Annotated in this window: 18 protein-coding genes; 1 reads left to right on the top strand and 17 read right to left on the bottom strand. The window is 39.9% G+C overall.

All coding sequences use genetic code 11. The annotated features are described in order from the left end of the window. Positions 1-5 precede the first annotated feature (5 nt). From priA to H514_RS0118145, 8 genes are all read right to left on the bottom strand, one after another. A complete protein-coding gene (priA, locus tag H514_RS0118180) occupies positions 6-2,417 on the bottom strand; it encodes a primosomal protein N' (protein ID WP_027448236.1) in 2,412 nt (803 codons plus the stop codon). Continuing rightward, complete coding sequence (gene coaBC, locus H514_RS0118175; RefSeq protein WP_027448235.1) at positions 2,414-3,619, bottom strand: bifunctional phosphopantothenoylcysteine decarboxylase/phosphopantothenate--cysteine ligase CoaBC; 1,206 nt, start codon at positions 3,617-3,619, stop codon at positions 2,414-2,416. Before coaBC ends, priA begins: the two co-directional genes overlap by 4 nt. An 88-nt stretch (positions 3,620-3,707) precedes the next feature. Beyond that, on the bottom strand, positions 3,708-3,917 hold the full coding sequence (gene rpoZ, locus H514_RS0118170; RefSeq protein WP_027448234.1) for a DNA-directed RNA polymerase subunit omega: 210 nt from the start codon (positions 3,915-3,917) through the stop codon (positions 3,708-3,710). Then, complete coding sequence (gene gmk / locus H514_RS0118165) at positions 3,917-4,534, bottom strand: guanylate kinase (protein ID WP_027448233.1); 618 nt, start codon at positions 4,532-4,534, stop codon at positions 3,917-3,919. The genes rpoZ and gmk overlap by 1 nt, the downstream gene beginning before the upstream one ends. 10 nt (positions 4,535-4,544) lie before the next feature. After that, complete coding sequence (gene remA, locus H514_RS0118160) at positions 4,545-4,808, bottom strand: extracellular matrix/biofilm regulator RemA (protein WP_027448232.1); 264 nt, start codon at positions 4,806-4,808, stop codon at positions 4,545-4,547. Positions 4,809-4,876: 68 nt separating this feature from the next. Next, a complete protein-coding gene (locus H514_RS0118155) occupies positions 4,877-5,758 on the bottom strand; it encodes a YicC/YloC family endoribonuclease (RefSeq protein WP_027448231.1) in 882 nt (293 codons plus the stop codon). A 163-nt stretch (positions 5,759-5,921) separates the two neighbouring features. Next, a complete protein-coding gene (locus H514_RS0118150) occupies positions 5,922-7,211 on the bottom strand; it encodes an NCS2 family permease (RefSeq protein WP_027448230.1) in 1,290 nt (429 codons plus the stop codon). A gap of 187 nt (positions 7,212-7,398) precedes the next feature. Further along, positions 7,399-10,056, bottom strand: coding sequence for a calcium-translocating P-type ATPase, SERCA-type (locus H514_RS0118145; RefSeq protein WP_027448229.1), 2,658 nt, complete (start codon positions 10,054-10,056; stop codon positions 7,399-7,401). A gap of 458 nt (positions 10,057-10,514) precedes the next feature. Here H514_RS0118145 and H514_RS0118140 point away from each other — a divergent pair, with 458 nt between their 5' ends. Then, on the top strand, positions 10,515-12,221 hold the full coding sequence (locus tag H514_RS0118140) for an Rqc2 family fibronectin-binding protein (protein WP_027448228.1): 1,707 nt from the start codon (positions 10,515-10,517) through the stop codon (positions 12,219-12,221). 826 nt (positions 12,222-13,047) lie between these two features. Here the strand turns inward: H514_RS0118140 and H514_RS0118135 are convergent. From H514_RS0118135 to H514_RS0118095, 9 genes are all read right to left on the bottom strand, one after another. Beyond that, the gene (locus tag H514_RS0118135; RefSeq protein WP_154657413.1) at positions 13,048-13,320 is read right to left on the bottom strand and encodes a DUF6903 family protein; all 273 of its coding nucleotides are present in this window, start codon (positions 13,318-13,320) and stop codon (positions 13,048-13,050) included. Positions 13,321-13,392: 72 nt separating this feature from the next. Beyond that, the gene (gene pyrE / locus H514_RS0118130) at positions 13,393-14,037 is read right to left on the bottom strand and encodes an orotate phosphoribosyltransferase (RefSeq protein WP_197063094.1); all 645 of its coding nucleotides are present in this window, start codon (positions 14,035-14,037) and stop codon (positions 13,393-13,395) included. Further along, the gene (pyrF, locus tag H514_RS0118125; protein WP_027448225.1) at positions 13,997-14,740 is read right to left on the bottom strand and encodes an orotidine-5'-phosphate decarboxylase; all 744 of its coding nucleotides are present in this window, start codon (positions 14,738-14,740) and stop codon (positions 13,997-13,999) included. Before pyrF ends, pyrE begins: the two co-directional genes overlap by 41 nt. Then, positions 14,709-15,650 (bottom strand): dihydroorotate dehydrogenase, encoded by a 942-nt coding sequence (locus H514_RS0118120; protein ID WP_027448224.1) that lies wholly within the window; start codon positions 15,648-15,650, stop codon positions 14,709-14,711. Before H514_RS0118120 ends, pyrF begins: the two co-directional genes overlap by 32 nt. After that, positions 15,650-16,417: a dihydroorotate dehydrogenase electron transfer subunit gene (locus H514_RS0118115; protein WP_027448223.1), complete on the bottom strand. Its 768-nt coding sequence runs from the start codon at positions 16,415-16,417 to the stop codon at positions 15,650-15,652. Before H514_RS0118115 ends, H514_RS0118120 begins: the two co-directional genes overlap by 1 nt. Further along, positions 16,411-19,614 carry a carbamoyl-phosphate synthase large subunit gene (gene carB / locus H514_RS0118110; RefSeq protein ID WP_027448222.1) on the bottom strand — a complete coding sequence of 1,068 codons (3,204 nt, stop codon included), beginning with the start codon at positions 19,612-19,614 and terminating at the stop codon, positions 16,411-16,413. The genes H514_RS0118115 and carB overlap by 7 nt, the downstream gene beginning before the upstream one ends. Further along, a complete protein-coding gene (locus H514_RS0118105) occupies positions 19,593-20,702 on the bottom strand; it encodes a carbamoyl phosphate synthase small subunit (RefSeq protein WP_027448221.1) in 1,110 nt (369 codons plus the stop codon). The genes carB and H514_RS0118105 overlap by 22 nt, the downstream gene beginning before the upstream one ends. Beyond that, entirely contained in the window at positions 20,677-21,972 is a 1,296-nt protein-coding gene (locus tag H514_RS0118100; RefSeq protein ID WP_036842531.1) for a dihydroorotase, read from the bottom strand. The genes H514_RS0118105 and H514_RS0118100 overlap by 26 nt, the downstream gene beginning before the upstream one ends. Continuing rightward, a complete protein-coding gene (locus H514_RS0118095; protein WP_027448219.1) occupies positions 21,932-22,849 on the bottom strand; it encodes an aspartate carbamoyltransferase catalytic subunit in 918 nt (305 codons plus the stop codon). Before H514_RS0118095 ends, H514_RS0118100 begins: the two co-directional genes overlap by 41 nt. Between the last annotated feature and the right edge of the window lie 61 nt (positions 22,850-22,910).

Genomic DNA, 22,910 nt, shown 5'->3' with positions numbered 1-22,910 from the left:
ACTCCTTACATTAGCTGGTATGGTTGAAAATCAATCGTAATTTGTAAATCATTGTTTTGTATCGCATCTTCATGTATTTGAAATAGTCGATTCATAATCTTTAACAACGATGGTTCATCTCTATATTTTATCATGCATTGATATCGATATCTATCCTTGATCCGTGTTAAAGGCGATGGTGTCGGGCCAAGTATAATTGAATTGTCCGATAAGTGGTTCCGCAAAAACTGACCCATTTGCTTCGTAATATCCATCGTGTACATCTGATTCGGGTGAGATACGGTGAGAAGCACTAAAAAATAATAAGGTGGATATTGGAACATCTTTCTCATCTGCATTTCTTTTAAGAAAAATGCGTCATAATCATATTGGCTCGCGAGCTCAATGCTGTAATGCTCTGGTGTGTAGCTTTGTACAATAACTTCTCCAGGTAACTTGTGACGACCCGCGCGCCCACTTACTTGTGTTAATAGTTGAAACGTTTTTTCAGATGAACGGAAGTCAGGTAAATGAAGTAAAGCATCCGCCGCTAATACGCCGACTAATGTTACGTTAGCAAAGTCTAATCCTTTTGCAATCATTTGTGTTCCAAGCAATATATCTGCTTCCTGATTTGCAAATTGGGTCAACAAACGTTCATGTGCACCCTTTCTTCTTGTTGTATCAACATCCATCCTAATAATTCTTGCCTCGGGAATCAGCTGACCTAATGACTCTTCTACCTTTTGTGTACCAGTACCAAAATAACGAATGGAATCACTCTCACAAGAAGGACAAATGGTAGGCATGGCTTCCTCATAAGAACAATAGTGACATTTTAACCGCTCACTACGCCGATGATACGTTAAAGCAATATCACAATGCGGACACTCCATCACATGACCACAGTCTCTGCACATCACAAAAGTCGAATAACCACGTCGATTTAAAAACAAGACCACTTGTTCCCCTTTTTGAATACGGTCCAAGATCTTTTCATGTAGTACATGTGAAAACATCGACCGATTCCCTGCACGCAATTCTTCCCGCATATCAACTTTCTCTACTTCAGGCATGGCTTGTTCATTCATACGCTTCTTTAGACTCAGAAGCTTATATACGTCCTTTTTCGCTCTTGCAAAAGATTCTAATGTAGGGGTTGCACTGCCTAGTACAACAGGACAATGGTGATGTTCTCCTCTTTTAATCGCCACATCTCTCGCATGATAACGAGGGTAATCCTCTTGCTTGTAACTCGATTCATGCTCTTCATCAATAATAATGATACCGACATTTTCAAAAGGAGCGAAAATGGCAGAACGAGCGCCTACAACGACTTGCACTTCTTTTCGTTGTATTTTACGCCATTCATCATATTTTTCACCGTAAGAAAGGGCACTGTGCAGCACAGCAACCTTAGAACCAAATCTACCTTTAAACCGTTCCACCATCTGAGGTGTCAGAGCAATTTCAGGCACAAGAACAATCGCTTCTTTCCCTTGGTCTATCACCTTTTGAATGGATTGTAAGTACACTTCTGTCTTACCACTACCCGTAACACCATGTAATAGAAAGGTGTGGTGCTCCTTATGTTCAATCGATTGTAAAATAGGTTCAATTGCGCCTGCTTGTTCTTCTGTTAGATCAAATGGAGTTGTTCGCTCATACTCCCGATCTTGGTATGGGTCGCGATACACTTCTTTATGAACTTCTTCTAGGAGACCTTTTTCGATTAATGGTTTCAGGGATGCAGTTGTCGTCGACAAAACCTCTAGTAGTTTTCGTCGGTGTACTTCTTCGGGGTTCTCTAAAAAGTAGGAAAGGATCAACCTTTGTTTTTTAGCTCCTTTAGACAGATCTTCATAAGCCTCTTCTAATTTCATAACATCTACAGCTGGGGCTATAAATGTTTCGGTCTTTTTTGTTTCTCGCCCTTTAACTTTGTATTGAACCTCTAACAAACCGTCCTGAATTCCTTTTTGTACTTGCCTATAAGAAACGGTCGAATCTTGCAAATCTTCATAAGAAATAACTGCTCTTCCTGCGAATAGCTTAGCTAGATCGTCATTTAATTCTTCCTCTTCAGCAAGTAGCCACAATTCCTTTTTATATTTTGCCTTAAGTACTTGGGGAAGCATGGCTTGAAAGGCAGTTATGTATAGACATAGAGTCGTTTCAGAAATCCACTTACCCAAATCAATGAGTTCGTTTGTAAGGACTGGGGTGAAATCCATTACATCGACAATATCTTTCAATTTATCTAATTTGGTCTCACCCGTCACCTCAATGACAAATCCCATAATTTTTCTGGGACCAAAAGGAATCACAACACGCATACCTCGCCCAACAACAGATTCCAGATGTTCAGGGATACGATAATCGAAAAGACGGTTTGTTTGACTTGTTGGTACATCAACTATGACACGAGCTATCTTCAATTCTGAACATCCTTTAAATCATCCATTATTCGATGCAAAATTTCATAAGCGACTTCTTCCTTCGATAAAAGCGGATAGTCTTTTTGTTCCCCATGACGGTTCAGATAGCTTACGATATTTGTATCGCCTCCAAACCCTGCACCTTCTGATGAAATATTGTTTACAACAATAGCATCAAGATTTTTCTTTTCTAATTTTTGCTTTCCATAAATATGAGGATCTTGCGTCTCTGCAGCAAATCCTACTAAAAACTGATGTTGTTTCTTTTCACCAAGCGCTTTTAAAATATCCTGAGTTCGTTCCATTTCAATCACAAGATCTCCGTCTTTTTTCTTCATCTTCTGATCGAAAGTATGTTTTGGTTTGTAATCCGCAACCGCCGCTGATTTTATAATGATGTCCTGTTCTTTGTAACGCTCTAAAACACGTTCATACATTTCATGAGCTGAATGGACTTGAATAACAGTTACTCCCTTTGGAGGATCTAGGTTTGTCGGGCCAGACACTAGAGTAACCTCGGCACCTAACGAAGCTGCTTCCTTTGCGAACGCATAGCCCATTTTTCCTGAAGAGTGGTTTGTAAAAAAGCGAACAGGATCGATTTCTTCATGAGTAGGACCTGCTGTAATCAACACACGCTTACCTTTTAGCAACGAGGATGATTCTTCAGACTTTTCTAAAACACTCACAATGGTTTCGGGTTCTTCTAATCGGCCTTTTCCAACATAGCCACATGCTAGATAGCCATCTCCTGGTTCAATAAAACGATATCCAAAGCTTTCTAAGCGTTTAAGGTTATCTTGTACAGCTGGGTGAGCATACATATGTACATTCATAGCAGGTGCTACATATACGGGTGCAACAGATGCCAGTAATGTTGTCGTTAACATATCATCTGCGATTCCATTCGCAACCTTACCAAGTAAGTTTGCTGTAGCAGGAGCTAACACAATTAAATCTGCCCAATCCGCAATATCAATGTGAGCGATTTGCTCAGGTATTTTCTCATCAAATGTATCCGTGTAGACCGGATTTCGTGACAGCGCTTGAAAGGTTAGTGGGGTTACGAACTCCTGTGAGCTCTTTGTCATCACTACAGTTACATTCGCACCTGCCTGAACAAGCTTACTGGTTAACGCACAAGCTTTATAGGCAGCGATCCCACCTGATACCCCTAGTAATACATTTTTTCCTTTAAGCATATTTAGTCGCTCCTATTCTTAAAAAAGAGGTTATTATAGAGAAGCGCAAGCGTCCCATACAAACAAAAATAACAACCTGAGTAGGTTGTTATTCTGCGTCTTCATCTACGGTGTAGTATAGTTTCCCTTGATTTACTTCCTCAAGAGCAATACCAACATACTTTTCTGAATCATAATTCTCAATAAGGTACTTATTTGTTTCTTGCATTTGTCGCGCACGACGTGCAGACAACGTAACTAAAGTATATTTCGAATTAATATTTTGCATTAACTTATCAATGGATGGTTCTAACATCATTATTCATCACGCTCCAATGCTTTTTTATACTGAATCGCAACACGCTCACGTTTGCAATGTTCACTGCGAACAATGGATTGCACCGTCTGAACAGCTTTGTCCACTTGATCGTTGACGACTACGTAATCATAATAGTCCATCATTTCGATCTCCTCTTTCGCAGCAGCTAAACGATTCGTTACTAAGTCTTCTGTTTCAGTTCCTCTACCGATGATACGATCTTTTAAATCCTCTAAACTAGGTGGAATTAAAAAGACAAATACACCTTCTGGGAAGTTTTCTTTTACTTGAAGAGCACCTTGGACTTCGATTTCTAAAAATACGTCATTCCCAGCATCTAGTTGTTGCTGCACGTATTCTTTCGGTGTTCCGTAATAGTTTCCCACGTATTGGGCATATTCAATCAATTGTTTATTCGCAATTAGATCTTCAAACTCCTCTTTTGTTTTAAAGAAATAATCTTCACCATCAACTTCACCTTCACGTGGAGGGCGCGTTGTCATGGAAATGGAATATTTTAGATCCGTATCTTTTTCGAATAACGACTTACGAACCGTACCTTTCCCTACACCAGATGGTCCAGAGAGTATAAATAAAATGCCTTTCTCATCAATCACAATAATGCTCCTACCCTTCTTCTGACATGTCCTCGTGACTAATCACTCGACCTCCAACTGTTTCTGGTTGAACAGCCGATAAGACAACATGATCACTATCTGTAATAATAACCGCACGGGTACGGCGGCCATATGTAGCATCTACCAGTTTATTATTGTCACGTGCCACCGTAATAATCCGCTTAATTGGAGCAGATTCTGGTGAAACGATCGAAATAATTCGATTTGCTGATACAACGTTACCAAATCCTATGTTGATTAGTCGTAAGCTCAAAATGGCTCCTCCTTCGATGTAATGCCAATACTATAATTATATGAAAAATTTTAAAGAAAACACAATCATTATTCAACATTTTGTACTTGTTCTTTTATTTTTTCTATCTCACTCTTTAATAATACAACCCATTCACTGATTTTTGCATCGGTTGATTTAGAGCCTACTGTGTTGGATTCACGGTTCATCTCCTGGACAATAAAATCTAATTTCCGTCCAATTGCACCATGATCGTGTAAGGTTTGACGAAACTGATTGATATGACTAAACATGCGTGTGATCTCTTCTGCAATATCACCTTTTTCAGCAAGCAAACCAACTTCATGTAAGATTCGTGAATCCTGATCTCTCAATTCTTCTTGGGTGTACTCCGCAATGCGACTTTTAATGCGTTCTCTGGTTTCTTCAATAACTATGCCCCGTCGAGATTCAAGGTCTTCAACTGTGCGTTCAATTACAGACAATCGATTTTCCATATCCTCTCGTAAGGCACGCCCTTCATGTAATCGCATATCACGAACTTGTTCAGCTGATTCTCTCACCGCATCAAGTATTGCAGTTTTCATTTGATCTTCATGTTCCTCTTGTTCCTGAATTGTAAACAAGTCATCCATTTCGGTTAAGCTTTGAATAGAGACTTCACCTTGCAATTGATAACGTTCTTGAGCTGTTTTTAGTTGTGTAATAAATTGATCCATCAAATCCCAATCAACATTTAACGTCCTTGTGGTCAGCCCTGAACCCTCAAGCGTAACATATACATCAACACGACCTCTTTGAAAATCCTTTTGAATGATTTTCTTCATTGCATCCTCTAAATATAAAAGTGACCGTGGCATCTTGGTAGACATATCTAAAAAGCGATGATTGACGGTTCGGATCTCAACGGTAATCGTTGTGTCATCCAGTCGTTTTATACTGCGTCCATAGCCTGTCATACTTTTAACCATTCGTATCACTTCCGTTTCTATTCGGTTTTCTTTTCTATAGGTAGTTTATCATGAAATTCAACACATTACCTTTAAAAATCGTATAATGATGAATTCAATGAATATTACCGTACCATAGAAAAAGAGCTGCCGCAAAAGCGAACAGCCCAAAATACCTTTATTTTTAATGCATTGGGAAGAAAACAAGCTGAATAAGAAAAAGAAACCCAAATACATAAAGTAACCAATGAACTTGTTTTCCTTTTCCGCTAACAAGCTTTAATAACGGATATGTGATGAAACCCATAGCAATGCCCGTTGCAATACTAGAAGTTAGTGGCATCGTTAAAATAATAATGAACGCTGGAAATGCCTCATCAAATGTTCTCCAGTCGACACGAGAAAGTCCTTCCATCATAAAACAACCCACAATAATTAACACGGGTGCTGTAATCGCAGACACTCCTGCAATCGCTCCAATGAATGGGGAGAAAAACATGGATACGAAGAACAATCCTGCAACAACAAGTGATGTTAAACCTGTACGCCCACCAGCTGTAACGCCTGATGTCGACTCAATGTAAGCCGTCGAAGGACTTGTACCAAGTGTTGAACCAACTGTTGTAGCCACAGCATCTGCCATTAAAGCTGATTTCGCTTTCGGTAATTTACCATTTTTCATGAAATTTGCTTGCTCTGCAACACCAATGAGCGTCCCTGTTGTATCAAATATTGTCACAAGAAGAAAAGCAAATACAACAGCAAATAACCCTTCTGAAAACACACCAGCTAGATTCATATCAAAAAATGTTGGCATAGGTGGTGCTGATACCACACCTTCAAACTTAAGGTCTCCCATAAACATCGCAATAATAGCTGTTGCAATCATTCCGAAGAATAGGGCTCCCTTTACGTTCCGTGCCATTAGTGTAAGCGTAATAAATAAACCAGCAATTGCAAGGATCGTTGTCGGCGCTTGCAAATCACCAAGCGTAACCATATTCGTTTCACTAGGAACAATTATTCCTGCAAATTTCAGCCCCAGAAACGCTATAAATAATCCAATACCTGATGTAATCCCAAATTTCAAGGAATTCGGTATCGCCTCTATGAGCATTTCTCGAATACTCGTTAAACTTAGAGCGAGAAATAATACACCCGCAACAAATACAGCTCCAAATACAATGTCATAAGAGAAGCCATTTTCCATCACAACCGTTACAAAATATGCGTTTAATCCCATACCTGGTGCTATAGCGATCGGATAGTTAGCGAGGAGTGCCATTAACCCAGTACCTACAATAGCTGAGATAATTGTTGCCATAAATACTTGACCAGACGGCACACCTGCAGCGCTTAAAATGGCTGGGTTTACTACGATGATATAAAGCATCGTTAAGAATGTTGTAAAACCTGCGTTCACTTCTGTTCGAATGTTCGTGTTATTTTCTTGCAATCTAAAAAACTTCTCCATCGTCAACACCTAACTTTTCACGAATAATGATAACAAACAGTTATTATAATATTCGTTTTTAGGTGGTTTTTCAATGGTTTTCTATAAAAAATCTTTGTATTTAATATAAAAAGCTGTTTTTGAGCATAAAAAAGAGCTTGAAGAATTTCAAGCCCTTTTAAGCAAAATGCATGGAGTATTTGTTCTCTTATTTTTTCGTATAGCCAAACAAAACAGTTGGTATTGCACTTAGTGCTAATATGAATATCCAATCTCTAAAACCTAAGTTCATTGTATGGAACACATCTTGTAGTGGTTGATAATAAATAACGACCATCAGTAATAATACAGACGAAATGACAGCTCCTACGAGATATAAGTTTGAAAAAGGATTTCTAGCAAAAACCGAACGATCACTTCGGCAATCAAAAACATGAATAAGCTGCGCCATCACTAACGTAGTAAATGCGACAGTCTGACCATAACGTAAATGTTCTGGATCACCTTGATACGCCAACATAAAGGCAATTAACGTGACAATCCCTATCATAAATCCACGTGATATAATTTTAAAGCCAAGCCCTCTTGAGAAAATCCCCTCTTTAGGATTTCGAGGTGCACGCTGCATAACATTACCTTCAGATTTATCCAATCCCAATGCCATCGCTGGTAGACCATCCGTAACTAGATTCACCCATAAAATTTGAACCGGGACTAACGGTAAGGGAAGTGCCAACAACATGGCAAATAACATGACCAAAATTTCTCCAACATTAGAAGCTAGTAAATAACGAATAAATTTTCTTATATTCTCATAAATGTTACGTCCTTCATGAATAGCAGATTTGATCGTTGCAAAGTTATCATCTAGCAATATAAGAGATGAGGACTCTTTGGCAACATCTGTACCACTCCTACCCATTGCAACACCTATATCGCTCGCTTTAATCGCAGGCGCATCATTTACCCCATCGCCTGTCATCGCTACGACATGACCTTGTTTTTGGAAGGCTTTCACTATACGTAATTTATGTTCAGGTGTTACACGTGCAAATACATAAACATCATCAATAATATCTTCAAGTTCTGTTTGTGACATCGTGCTAAGTTGATTCCCTTCCAGAACTAAACCATCCTCTGTCATAAGGTTAAGGTCTAAGGCAATAGCACGTGCTGTTTTGGCATGGTCACCTGTTATCATAACTGTTTTAATGCCTGCTTCTTTACACTCACGTATAGCTTGTTTCACTTCTTTTCTTGGTGGATCAATCATACCTGTGAGCCCTACAAAAACTAGATCCTTCTCTAAATCAAAATCTTTTAAGGAATCTGTCGGTTTTAAAGGTTTCATACAGATTGCAATCGTTCGTAATGCACCATCAGCCATTTCATAAAGTGCATTCTCTATCTTTTTCTCATCTTTCGGTTTAATTGGCGTCTGTCCATTATCAGTCCTTACATATTTAACTCTCGGCAATAAAACATCAGGTGCTCCTTTTGTAATGACAAAACGATTACGCTGGTCATCCTCTATGACCATGCTCATCCGTTTACGATCAGAATCAAATGGGATTTCATGAATGACCGTATAGGAAGAAAGATCCTTTTCAGCAATCCCTGCTTTTCTTGCCGCAACAAGTAACGCTCCTTCAGTTGGATCTCCGTCTATATAATATTGGTTATCTTTCTGACGAAGGGTGGAGTGATTACATAAAGCCCCGTACGTTAACATGTCACGCATAAGTGGAACTTCCATCGGATTCACTTTATGTTCACCATCATAGTAGCTTCCATCTACATCGTATCCTTCACCAGATACATGAAAACGATCGGATAAAGTAAATGCTTGTTTCACCGTCATTTGGTTTTCTGTCATCGTTCCAGTCTTGTCCGAACAAATAACAGATGCACAACCTAACGTCTCTACAGCAGAAAGCTTACGAACAATGGCACGTTTTTTGATCATCCTTTGTACGCCTAATGATAAGGCTACTGTTACAATAGCAGGCAACCCTTCTGGTATAGCTGCAACCGCTAGTGAAACACCAGCAAGGAACATGTTATATAGCGGATGACCTTGAACCACACCAAGAACAACGACAAAAGCTGTTAATAATAGTGCAGTAATGATTAAGATTTTCCCTAATTCAGCAAGCTTTCGCTCAAGCGGCGTTTGAACACGTTCTGTACTAACAAGCATGGATGCAATTTGCCCCATAGCTGTATCCATGCCAGTACCCACAACAACACCCACTCCACTTCCTCTAGTAACGAGTGTGCCTGAAAAAGCCATATTTAACTGATCGCCTATTTCTACATTTTCATCAACCAGTTCTTGTGCGTTTTTGGCTACAGGCAGAGACTCACCGGTTAGCGATGACTCTTCCATTTCAAGAGATTTCACATCTACTAAACGAAGATCAGCACTTACTCGATCTCCACTAGAGATTTTCACAACATCTCCAACGACTAGTTCTGAAGAAGGCACCTTCCTCCATTCACCATTTCGCAAAACAGAAGCTTGGGGCGCGGACAACTCTTTTAATTTTGAAAGAGACTTTTCTGCCTTTTGTTCTTGAATAAAACCAAGAACGCCATTAATAAATACAATGGCCATTATTGCAATTGCATCTACGTACTCACCGAGTAATCCTGAAATTAACGTGGCAGCCAATAAGACAAGGACCATAAAGTCTTGAAATTGGCGAAAAAATAGAATGAGCCAGTTTGTCGCTGACCCTTCCTCTAAAACATTAGGTCCAAATTTGGACAGCCGTTCCTCTGCTTGGTTTTCTGACAAGCCTTCTCGTATGTTTACAGCGAGTTTTCTTGCTAAGCTTTCTGTTTCATACTGATACCATTTCACGCTACATTCCTCCAAGTATGAAATTCTGTCTTATACTTATTCATACTCGTCCAAGAAAATGCTAGAAAGTCTTTCATGGAAAGTTGCTACTTGAAGAATGAGCTTCTGAGACAGGTATAAACACAGTGGGTTATATACAAACTAGAAAATAAAATTCATAACGTAAGGAACTATGATTTATGATGACGAAAACAACAGATAGAAGATTCTCTATAATTATTGTCCTTTTCATTTTGAGTACAAATCTACCTTATGTTGGAGGTACATTACTTCTCATATACCTGATGTACTTGACTTTTATAATGTACAAAGATCGTTCGTGAAGATGTACAGTTCTTTGCAAAATAAGATTGCATGGTTCTGTACATTTTTTATGGATTATAATAGGGACGTCATCCCTTCTCAATACCAAAGCGCACTTGAAACATGCTATAATGGATAATTGCGAGGTGATTACCATGTCATTTGATGGAGTTGTCACCCGGGCGGTAACTCATGAATTAGAACAGACGTTAACTCCCGGAAGAATTATGAAGATCTATCAACCAACACAAACAGAGCTTGTATTTACAGTACGTAGCGGAGGTAAAAATCATTCCTTATTAATCTCAGCCCATCCCTCCTATGCACGTATGCACATTACAGATATGAGCTTTCAGAATCCAAAAGAACCGCCAATGTTTTGTATGCTACTGCGTAAGCATTTAGTCGGTGGATTTATTGAATCCATCGAACAAGAAGAAATGGAACGTATCATTCGTATAAACGTTAGAGGAAAAGATGAAATTGGTGACGAAAAAACCAAAACACTTGTTGTAGAAATTATGGGGAAACACAGTAATATTCTCCTCGTAGATCAAGAGCGCGAGATGATTTTAGACAGCATCAAACACATCTCCCCAGCTCAAAATCGACACCGAACATTACTGCCAGGCCATTCTTACGTTTTACCACCTGGGCAAGGAAAAACGAATCCTCTCAAGTTAGAAAGCGAACAATTCGTCAAAAAACTTGATTTTAATGCTGGTAAAATGGACAAACAAATTATGGGGATACTAATGGGCTTCTCTCCCATGATCGCAACTGAAATCGCTTATAGAGCACGACTCGGATCATCAGAAAAGTACAAGCAAGTGTTTGAAGATGTTCAATCTATATTGCTCAACCATGAATATACACCTTTAATTATCCGTGACCCTAAAGAAATTTTTTATGTGGTGCCATTGCAATCTAAAGGCGCTGAACCTGAAACTTTCGAAACAGTAAGTGCTATGCTGGATGCTTATTATTCTGGTAAAGCTGAACGCGATCGAGTGAAGCAACAAGCCGGTGACTTAGCACGCTTTATGAAAAATGAAAAAGATAAAAATGAACGTAAAATAAAGAAGCACCACGAAACCTTAAAGAAAGCCGAACAAGCTGATCAATATCAACGATTCGGTGAACTTCTCACCGCTCATATGCACCTAGTAAAGCCTGGTGCTGAGTCGGTTACTGTAGTGGATTATTACGACCCTGAACAATCGGAACTCACTATCGAGTTGAACCCAAATAAATCGCCAAGTGAAAATGCGCAAAGCTATTTCCAAACGTATCAAAAGATGAAGAAATCTGGTGAAGTGGTTTTACAAGAGATTGAGAAAGCAAAGCAAGAAATTCGATATTTCGAACAGCTACTCCAACAAATTGATTCTGCTCGTGAGGAAGACATCGAAGAAATACGCGAAGAATTGCGAGAAGAAGGATACCTAAAAGCAAAAACAGAACAAAAGAAGAAAAAGAAAAAGCCTCACGTTCCTCAACCAGAAACGTATCAGTCAACAGATGGTACAACGATTCTGGTCGGAAAAAACAATAAACAAAATGAATACGTTACGAACAAAATGGCTCACAAAGAAGATACATGGCTTCATACAAAAGATATTCCTGGATCTCACGTTGTCATCCGCAGCAGCGAACCGAGTGAGGATACCCTTTTAGAAGCAGCTCAATTAGCAGCCTACTTTAGCAAATCCAAAGCCTCATCATCCGTACCGGTCGACTATACGAAAATTCGTCATGTCAAAAAACCAAGCGGTGCCAAACCTGGCTTTGTAACGTACGATAACCAAAAAACGTTATTTGTCACACCAGATGAATCGATCATTCGATCATTAAAAGCGTAAACCAAAGCAGTTCAATCTCGATGATTGAACTGCTTTTTTACGGAGCTATTAGACTTATCTTCCATTAAAGCCCCCTATTGTGGAAGACTAGGGTTCGAGATAAATTGCTGTGGAGCTCCGTTGCCGGAAAGAGAGTAAGGGGTTCATTGAAACGGCAATACTCCTGCGGAAGACCGGCCGAGCTTCCTCATTCGCTACGCTCTCTGCGGGATCTCGTCCGCCCTTTCTATCGCGGGAGTTTGCCGTTTCCTTCACCCCTTTGCGTTTATGGGGAATAACGGACCCTAGTTGTGTGAGCTCTAAACCATACGGACATTTGTTCCGTTATTTTACCTTAATCTAACTTCTTTGAAGAGCTTACGGACATTCATTCCGTTATTTGCTTTAAATCACCTTGGAAAAGACCAATTTGTCACAAATAAGGTATCATATGTCCGTAACGACACTCGAAATGTCTTTAAAGTTCAAAATAACGGAACAGATGTCCGTAAGCATCGACTTCTCAATATCGCTGCGGTTCCGTTAGTCACATTCGGCCAAGGTGGGATGGGAAATGGGTTGACTCCAGCGGTCAAACGGGCTAGCGAGACCCCGCAAGGATGAGGAGGCTCGATAGTTCGTCCGCAGGAAAGCAACCCATTTCCCAGCCCGCCAACTCTCTATTTGGCAACGGAACCTCTCTACGCTTTCTTCCATATTACTGCCATATAGTTGAATAATTTAATATACAAAACTATAAAGAATAAAAAACCAGAGCTCATAATGAACTCTGGGTATCCTATAAATTAGAATAATATCGTATTAACTTAATCATTATATATATCTATTACGAAACTGAAAAAATCAAAATAAAGAGTGCGATGGTTCCTATATAAGTAGTGAGAGCATAGATCCAGCCTACTTTTTTATGCTCTTTGACCACAAGAGCATTAAATACTCCAAATACTAACAGAGAAATCAACAGGCTCACTAATGCTTCTATACTAATGATCGAACCATTAAAGGAAAATGCAATCCAAAAATACAAATATAAATAACATGTAAATAATCCAATCAATGCATTTCCAACCATAATCAAAGCTTGTCTTTTGAAGGACATTTTCGTATCACTGCCTTTAGGATTCATGCTTTGTCATGATTGTACACCTGCCTACTGAGAATGGCAAGGTTCTCAAGACTGGTATGTTAAGGAAAATGCATTTGGATCTTCACTCCACTGCATGAGCCGTTCTTTCTCCTTAAGATCCAAATGACCATGATCTGACATATAAGTCAGTAGCTCAGCAAAGTTTGTTAACGCTGTATATGGAAGGGATTCTTGTTTAAAAGCTTCCTCAGCTTTTTTCAATCCATAAGTAAAGATTGCTGATACTCCAAGAACATTCACGCCTTCATCTTGTAAACTTTTAGCTGCTTGAATAGAACTTTTTCCAGTGGAAATTAAGTCTTCTATGACCACTGCTTTTTGTCCCTCTTCTATATGCCCTTCAATTCGATTTTGTTTACCGTGACTTTTTGCCTTATCACGTACATATACCATTGGCAAATTCAACTGTTCGGCAACGAAAGCAGCATGAGGAATGCCTGCTGTGGCACAACCAGCGATAACTTCTACTTCAGGGAAATCTTCTTTTATTTTATTAGACAGTTCTCTAGTGACAGTTTTACGTACATCCACATAGCTCATCACTAACCGATTATCACAATAAACAGGTGAAAGGATTCCTGATGACCACTGGAAAGGTTTCTTAGGGCTTAATTGCAATGCATGAATATCATATAAAGCTTTGGCTATTTGTTGTTCTCTTCTCATCATCCCACTCCTTTTTTGCTTCAGCATAGGCTGTTGTCGGATCTAGTGAACTCGTTACGCTACGGCCGATTACGATTGCATCAGCTCCACGCTTTCTCGCTTCCTCTGGGGTTGCAATGCGGACTTGGTCATCGAATGCATTTCCTTTTAACCTTATACCTGGCGTAACAGTCATAAAATCATCTCCGCATAGTGTATGAATCCAATCAGCTTCATGAACGGAACACACGACCCCATCAGCACCTGCATCACGAGATAACCTCGCATAATGACTTACCGTTTCTTCCATATTTTTCGAGATTAGTAATTCATCTTTTAAAACCTGTGAGCTCGTTGAAGTTAGCTGTGTAACAGCAAGTAGTTTTGGCTTTCTTTCTCCATCTGGCGTTCCTTCTTCTAGTCCTTCTTGTGCTGCTTTAATCATTTCTTTTCCGCCAGCAGCATGAACATTGACTACATCTACACCTAATGATGCCAAACCTCTCATTGCTTTTTTCACTGTGTTTGGAATATCATGTAGTTTCAAATCTAAAAAAATGGGATGCCCCTGAGTTTTTAATCTACTAATGATAGTTGGGCCTTCTTGATAATATAACTCCATTCCTACCTTTACTGGGACCTGATGAAGGTTATGAGCTTGTAAAAAGTGAATGGCCTTTTCCCCATTTGGAAAATCAAGTGCGAGAAACAGAGGATTGTTCTTCAACATGCTTCCAACTCCTTCCCACACATTCTTCTAGAGAATTATATCCATAGTTCGATAAAGTTTGAGGTAACTCTTCAATGATTTCAGGACATATTAACGGGTTTCTAAAGTTTGCTGTACCCACAGCAACGGCACTTGCACCTGCTAATAAAAATTCCAACACATCCTCAGCACAAGTCACCCCTCCCATCCCAATAATCGGTATGTTCACCACTTGAGATACTTCATAAATCATGCGAATGGCAACAGGTTTAATTGCAGGCCCAGATAGCCCTCCAGTTTTATTGGAAAGCAAAGGGTCTCCTTTTTGTAAATTCAATTGCATTCCAACGAGCGTATTAATCATGGAAAGCCCATCTGCACCTGCTTCTTCAACAGATAACGCCATTCTTTTAATATCTGATGTGTTAGGAGACAGCTTTACGTATACAGGTAGGTTTGAAGCTCGTTTTACCGATCTCGTTAAAGTAGCAGCAAGCTCTGGATCCGTTCCAAACTGAATTCCACCCTCTTTAACATTAGGGCAAGAAATATTTAATTCTAATGCGTGAACTCCAGGGGTTTCAGAAAGCTTGGACGCAACCTCAATGTACTCTTCAACTGTACTACCCGCGACATTCGCAATGACAGGTGTATCAAAACGCTCAAGAAAAGGTAGTTCTTGCGAGATGATCTTATCAACTCCAGGATTTTGTAAGCCAATTGCATTCAACATCCCTGAAGAGGTCTCTGCCACTCGAGGCGTTTGGTTACCATAACGGCGTTCCTTCGTTGCTGCTTTAATAACGATCGCACCCAATTTGTCTAGGTCATAAAACTCACTAAATTCACGCCCAAAACCAAAGCAACCGGAGGCTGGCATGATTGGATTTTTTAATGTTAGTCCTGGAAGTTTCACAGATAAATCCATTACAACATCACCTCTTCTACCGGAAATACAGGGCCATCCTGACATACTTTTCGATACCCTTTTTCATCCTTTGTATCAGCCGCTTCACATACACAGGCAAAACATGCACCAATCCCACAACCCATACGTTCTTCTAATGACATAAAACCAGGGATTGTAAGGTGATTGGTAACGGCTTTTATCATCGGTTTTGGACCGCATGTATAATAAAGATCAACAGGCTTCTCTATACGTTCAAAAACGTCTGTAACAAGTCCTTTATGACCATAGCTTCCATCATCAGTTGTGATAAAAAGATCTCCTAGCCCCTGAAACTCTTTTTCATAAAAGACTGCTGAAGATGTTTGAAATCCAAGAACTGTTGTCACTTTATTCCCTTGTGCTACTAGTTTCTTAGCAAGATAGAATAAAGGCGGCACACCAACTCCTCCTCCAACGAGGAGAATATGTTGGTCTTCATTTGTTTGATAAGGGAAGCCGTTTCCTCTTGGTCCTAGGACATCAATAGAATCTCCTTGCTTCTTTTCCGTTAATGCTCTCGTGCCTTTTCCAACAATTTTATAGATTACCGTCACAACATGGTGCTCTACATCAGTGATAGAAAGAGGGCGGCGGAGTACATGCTCCCAACCCTCTCCGATCATCACGTGTAGAAATTGTCCTGGTTCAGTCATGTCCTGAACTTGAGGTCCTGTTAATTTAAGCTCGAATGTATCTTGAGCTATTTTTTGATTTTGCAAGACTTGCATGTTTTGTGGTTTTAGCATGGTACCCCTACCTCTTGTTTCGGCATTGATTTTGCCGTAAACGTCATGGATTCAATCACTCGTAGAATGGCATGTGCTGTATCAAGAGATGTTAAGCAAGGGATGCCATGTTCAACGGATTCACGTCGAATGCGGAATCCATCAGTACGAGGTTGTGTACCATTTGTTAACGTATTTACAACAAATTGGACGGTTTCGTTTTCTACCACATCTAGAACAGTATAGTCTCCTTCTCCAATTTTATCGACAATATTAATTGGAAGTCCTTCATCGGATATCACTTGTCCTGTACCTTCTGTCGCATATAGGTTAAATCCTAACTGATGGAAACGTTTAGCAATCTCTAACAGCTCACTTTTATCCTGGTCTGCAATCGTTAATAAGACTGATCCTGCAGTTGGAATATGAATACCTGAAGCTGTTAGTCCTTTATATAATGCTTTTTCTAAGGTTACATCTCGACCAATTACTTCACCTGTAGATTTCATTTCAGGTCCAAGATAGGTGTCTACACTGCGTAATTTATCAAAAGAGAATACAGGCACTTTTACAAAAACATCATCTGGTTCTGGTAATATTCCGTCTTGTAGACCTAAATCCGTTAGTTTGTTTCCTAATATTACTTTGGTTGCTAGATTAGCCATCGTTACACCTGTGATCTTACTTAAGAAAGGAACTGTACGACTTGATCTTGGATTCACTTCAAGTACATAAATTTCATTGTTATGAAGAACAAATTGAATATTAATGAGTCCTTTTATGCCTAATTCTTTTGCAATTCGTACGGTGTAATCTACACAACGTTGTTTCATTTCAGGAGAAATTCTTTGCGTTGGATATACAGCAATTGAGTCACCTGAGTGAACACCAGCACGCTCGATATGTTCCATAACTCCAGGGATCACTACTGTTTCACCGTCACTAATCGCATCTACTTCGATTTCAATCCCAGTCATGTAGCGGTCAATTAAGACCGGATGATCAGCATGAACCCGTACCGCTTCAGCCATGTATCGTTTAAGCTCATCTTTGTCATAAACAATCTCCATCGCTCTACCACCCAGGACATAGGATGGTCGTACGACAAGCGGGAAGCCTAAGCATTCGGATGTTTCAATAGCTTCTTCTGTACTTGTAGCTGTGACGCCTTGTGGTTGAGGTACACCAATTTTAGAAAGTGTGTGTTCAAATTTATCTCTATCCTCTGATCGATCAATCGCTTCAAGAGAAGTACCCAGTAATTTCACACCTCTTCTTGCTAGGCCATCTGCAAGGTTGATAGCGGTTTGACCACCAAACTGGACGATGACGCCCATTGGTTGTTCATTTTCGACAACATGCATAACATCTTCCAGACTAAGTGGCTCAAAGTAAAGCTTGTCAGAAATACTAAAGTCTGTAGATACCGTTTCTGGGTTGTTATTCATGATAATGGCTTCATAACCCGCTTCTTTTAATGCAAGAACAGAATGGACTGTAGCATAGTCAAACTCTACTCCTTGCCCAATTCGAATCGGTCCAGAACCCAATACAAGTACTTTTTCACGTGATGATCTCTCTGCTTCATTTTCTTCTTCATACGTGCTGTAGAAGTAAGGTGTGGTAGATTCAAATTCCGCAGCACATGTGTCCACCATTTTATAGACAGGAGAGCACATTTGATTTTTTCTATAATCATAGACTTCATCTTCAGTTGTGTTCCATAGTCTTGCCAACGTAACGTCTGATAAGCCCTTTTCTTTCGCGAGTTTAAGGAGGTGTGGATCCCATTGATTTTCACTTAACTCATTCTCAAGTGCGATTAACGCATGAATTTTTGTAAGGAAGAATAGATCGATTTGTGTAAGATTTACCACTTGCTCAACAGAGTACCCTCTTCTGAATGCTTCAGCAATAACAAACAGACGCTCATCATCTGCTTTTTGAAGACGATACTCCATTTCTTCTTTGCTAAGCTCTTTCATTTCTTCGATATAAAGTTCTTCTGTTCCAATCTCAAGTGATCTTACGGCTTTTAGAAGGGACTCTTCAAAGGATCTTCCAATCGCCATAACTTCCCCTGTTGCTTTCATCTGTGTTCCTAATACACGGTGGCCCTGAATGAACTTATCAAAAGGCCAACGAGGAATTTTGGTTACGATATAGTCAAGTGCAGGTTCAAAGCATGCATACGTTTGTTCTGTAACTGGGTTTTTCATTTCATCAAGCGTCAAGCCAACCGCAATCTTTGCAGCGATTTTCGCAATTGGATAACCAGTTGCTTTTGAAGCTAGTGCAGATGAACGACTTACCCTTGGGTTTACTTCAATAATGTAATATTGAAAACTGTGAGGATCTATGGCTAACTGAACGTTACATCCTCCTTCTATCTCAAGAGCGCGAATGATTTTTAAGGATGCATTACGAAGCAACTGATACTCACGGTCGCTAAGCGTCTGACTCGGAGCAACAACCACAGAGTCCCCAGTATGAATACCAACAGGGTCGAAGTTTTCCATGTTACATACAACAATCGCATGATCTTGTTTATCACGCATCACTTCGTATTCAATTTCCTTAAAACCAGCAATGTTTTTCTCGATTAAACATTGTTGAACAGGAGATAAATGCAAACCGCTAGCGGCAATGTTTCGTAACTCTTCTTCTGAGTAACACATTCCACCACCTGTGCCCCCCATTGTGTAAGCCGGACGAACAATCACTGGGTAGCCAATATCATCTGCAAAATGCACTGCCTCTTCTACCGTACTTACAATCGTACTATCTGGAACAGGTTCATTTAATTTACCCATAAGAGAGCGGAATTTTTCACGATCCTCAGCTTGTTGGATGGCACTTAAAGAAGTTCCGAGTAATTCTACGTTGAATTCGTTAAGTACACCAGCTTCCTCCAATTCAACAGCAAGATTTAATCCTGTCTGTCCTCCTAGGGTAGGTAGAAGAGCATCCGGATTTTCTTTACGAATAATTTTGGCTAAGAAGTCTACGGTTAATGGTTCCATATACACTTCATCTGCAATCGTCTGATCCGTCATGATCGTCGCTGGGTTGGAGTTGGCTAAAATAACTTCAAATCCTTCTTCTTTTAATGATTGGCAAGCTTGTGTTCCAGAATAGTCGAATTCAGCAGCTTGGCCTATAATGATGGGTCCTGATCCTATTACTAGAATTTTGTTTATATCTGTACGCTTCGGCATGCTTCTCGCTCCCTTCTAATGTTCGTTTGAATCATGTTGAGAAATTCATCAAATAAGTTGTTAGAGTCTTCAGGTCCTGGTGCACTTTCAGGATGATATTGTACAGAAAAAGCATCATACTCTTTATGCCTTAACCCTTCTACACTTCCATCGTTCAAAGCATATTGAGTTGAAATAAGAGGAGTAGATTGTAAAGACGTTTCATCAACTGCATACCCATGGTTTTGAGATGTCATATAAACTCTTCCAGTTGCATGGTCTTTCACAGGATGGTTCGAACCTCTGTGTCCAAACTTCATCTTGCTTGTATTTGCTCCACAAGCTAAGGCGAAAAGCTGGTGACCTAAACAAATACCAAAGAGTGGGATCTTCCCAATAATCCCTTTCAACATTTCAATTGCTTCCTGCACATCTTTCGGATCTCCAGGTCCGTTCGAAAGCATAACGCCATCTGGATTTAAGTGAAGAATCTCTTCAGCTGATGTATGATAAGGGACTACGGTAATGTGACAATTGCGCTTGGTTAACTCTCTTAAAATCCCATGCTTCATTCCGTAATCGACGAGTACAATGCGCTCACCTCTGCCTGGTACAACATAAGGTTTGATCGTGGATACCATAGAGACTTGATCTTTTCGTAAAGGACGCTCTTGCAGTTCAGCTACTACCTCTTCAACAGATCGGTCTACAGCTGTGAACATCCCTTTCATCGTCCCATGTTTGCGTAGAACTTTTGTGAGTTTTCTTGTATCAATCCCACTAATTCCAGGAATGTTTTTAGCTTTTAAAAATGTATCCAAGGATTCCTGCGAGCGAAAATTACTTGGAGTTGAACATGCTTCTCTTACCACAAGGCCATTAATAGAAGGATCAATGGACTCGAAATCTTCTCGATTTATTCCATAGTTACCGATCATCGGATACGTTAATGTAACGATCTGTCCACAATAAGATGGGTCTGAAATGATTTCCTGATAGCCTGTCATTCCTGTATTAAATACTACTTCTCCAAATGATTCTTCCTCACTTCCTATTGCGTTTCCGATAAATGTTGTTCCGTCTTCAAGCACGAGTTGACGTGTTTTCATTTGATGATCCCTCCCATACAAATTCACCTGCAACCATAGTCCATAGTGGTACTCCTGTAACATCCCATCCATGGAAAGGCGTGTTTTTTCCTTTTGATAAAAATTGCTGTCGATCTACGTTTACGTTTTTCTCTAAATCTATTAATACCAAATCCGCTGTAGTACCTTCTTCAAGCTTTCCGTATGGTAGATTGAATACGTTTGCTGGTTTGACTGTTAGCCAGTCGAGCAGTGTTTTTAGGCTGCAAATGTCCTTTTGAACCAAGTGTGTATGCAGTAGGGAGAATGCTGTTTCAAATCCTACAATGCCAAAAGGAGATTTGAGTAATCCTTCTTGCTTTTCCTCCTCTGTATGTGGAGCGTGATCCGTCGCAATGCAATCAATGGTTCCATCAAGCAACCCTTCGATTAATGCCTCACGATCCTCTTTCGAGCGTAACGGAGGATTCATTTTAAACATCGCATTGTCCGCTTCTACATCATCTTCCGTTAAAAGAAGGTGATGCGGAGTTACTTCTGCCGTTACAGGAATTCCTGCTTTTTTAGCATCACGGATGACACGCACAGACTCTTTCGTACTCACGTGACAAACGTGATAGTGACAGCCTGTAGCTTCAGCCAATAGTACGTCTCTAGCAATTTGAACAGATTCACATATTGATGGAATTCCAGGTACATTAAGACGCTTACTTGCTTCGCCTTGGTGTATCACGCCACCTTGAATAAGAGAGTTATCTTCACAGTGAGCAACAACTGAAGCATTTAAAGAAGAAGCGGTTTTCATCGCCTCAAGCATCATGCCCGCTGATTGAACGCCTACCCCATCATCTGTAAAAGCGACTGCTCCCATTTGTTGTAGTGTAGCCATCGGTGTAAGTTCCTGACCAAGCTGCCTCGTTGTAATGGAGGCGTATGGTAAAACTCTTACGTTTGCATCTTCTTGAATTCGATCTAGCACATGTTGCATATTTTCTTCACTATCAGGTACCGGACGTGTATTTGGCATAGCACAAACGGTTGTAAATCCCCCGCGTGCAGCAGCTGCTGTGCCAGTAGATATGGTTTCTTTTGCTTCGCCACCTGGCTCACGTAGGTGGACATGAATATCAACAAAACCTGGTGATAAAAGGTTCCCCTCACAGTAGATGATCTCATCCACTTCTGGCTCATCATTCGTAAAAGCTTGAACTCGATCATCTTCTACCAGGACATTCGTCTCAACGAATTCATTACCTTGAAAGATGCGTGCTTGTTTCAGTAGTTTTTTCATTTTCAGTTCCTCCTCTTAATACATGTTCTAAAGCAGCCATTCGAATGTACACACCATTAGACATCTGTTGAAAAATACGTGATCGGCTACATTCAACCAACTCACTTGCTATTTCAACTCCTCTGTTGACTGGAGCTGGATGTAAAATAATACTTTTGTGCTTCATTCTTTTTTCTCTATCTACTGTTAAACCAAATTGTTGTAGGTAACCTTGTTGGTTGTTGATACGATTTTGATGACGTTCTTCTTGGATGCGCAACATCATGAGGACATCACACTGTTCCACAGCCTCATCTATAGGAAGGTATGGAAAAACTAGACTTTCATCCTGCCAACTTTCAGGTCCTGTGAAGGAAACGTTTGCTCCTAGACGGTTAAGGATATAGGCGTTTGATCTTGCTACTCGGCTATGTTTGATATCTCCTGCTATTACAACCGTTAGTCCTTCAAAATAACCATATTCTTGATATATCGTGTAAAGGTCAAGCAAGCTTTGTGTTGGATGTTCACCTTTTCCATCTCCTCCATTAATGATTGGTATGGAAACACCCTCTAGTAGATCATCGTAGTAATTTTCTTTTTCATGCCTGATCACAACTGCATTTGCTCCTAGTGCTTCAAATGTTCGAACGGTATCGTAAAGAGACTCTCCTTTTTGAACACTTGAAGATTCAGAAGTGAAATCGAGTGTTTCAAGTCCAAGCTTTTTTTCCGCTACTTCAAAACTCATTTTCGTTCTCGTACTTGGCTCAAAAAATAGGTTCGCTACAAATGCTTGTTGTACATGAATCTTGTTTTCTTTTGCTTTGTCTGCTTTATCGAACAATCTATAGAGATCTTCATCTGTTAGGTCACACATGCGAAGGATATGATTCAAAGCTAGCTCTCCTCTCTTTTTTGACTATAAAAAAACCAGCACCCTTTGCTTAAAAGAGTGC

This window comes from Pontibacillus marinus BH030004 = DSM 16465 (assembly GCF_000425225.1).
In the GTDB taxonomy this organism is placed as follows: Bacteria; Bacillota; Bacilli; order Bacillales; family BH030062; genus Pontibacillus; species Pontibacillus marinus.
Note: the sequence above shows the minus strand (reverse complement) of the source record. Positions and strands in the feature narration are given on the sequence as shown.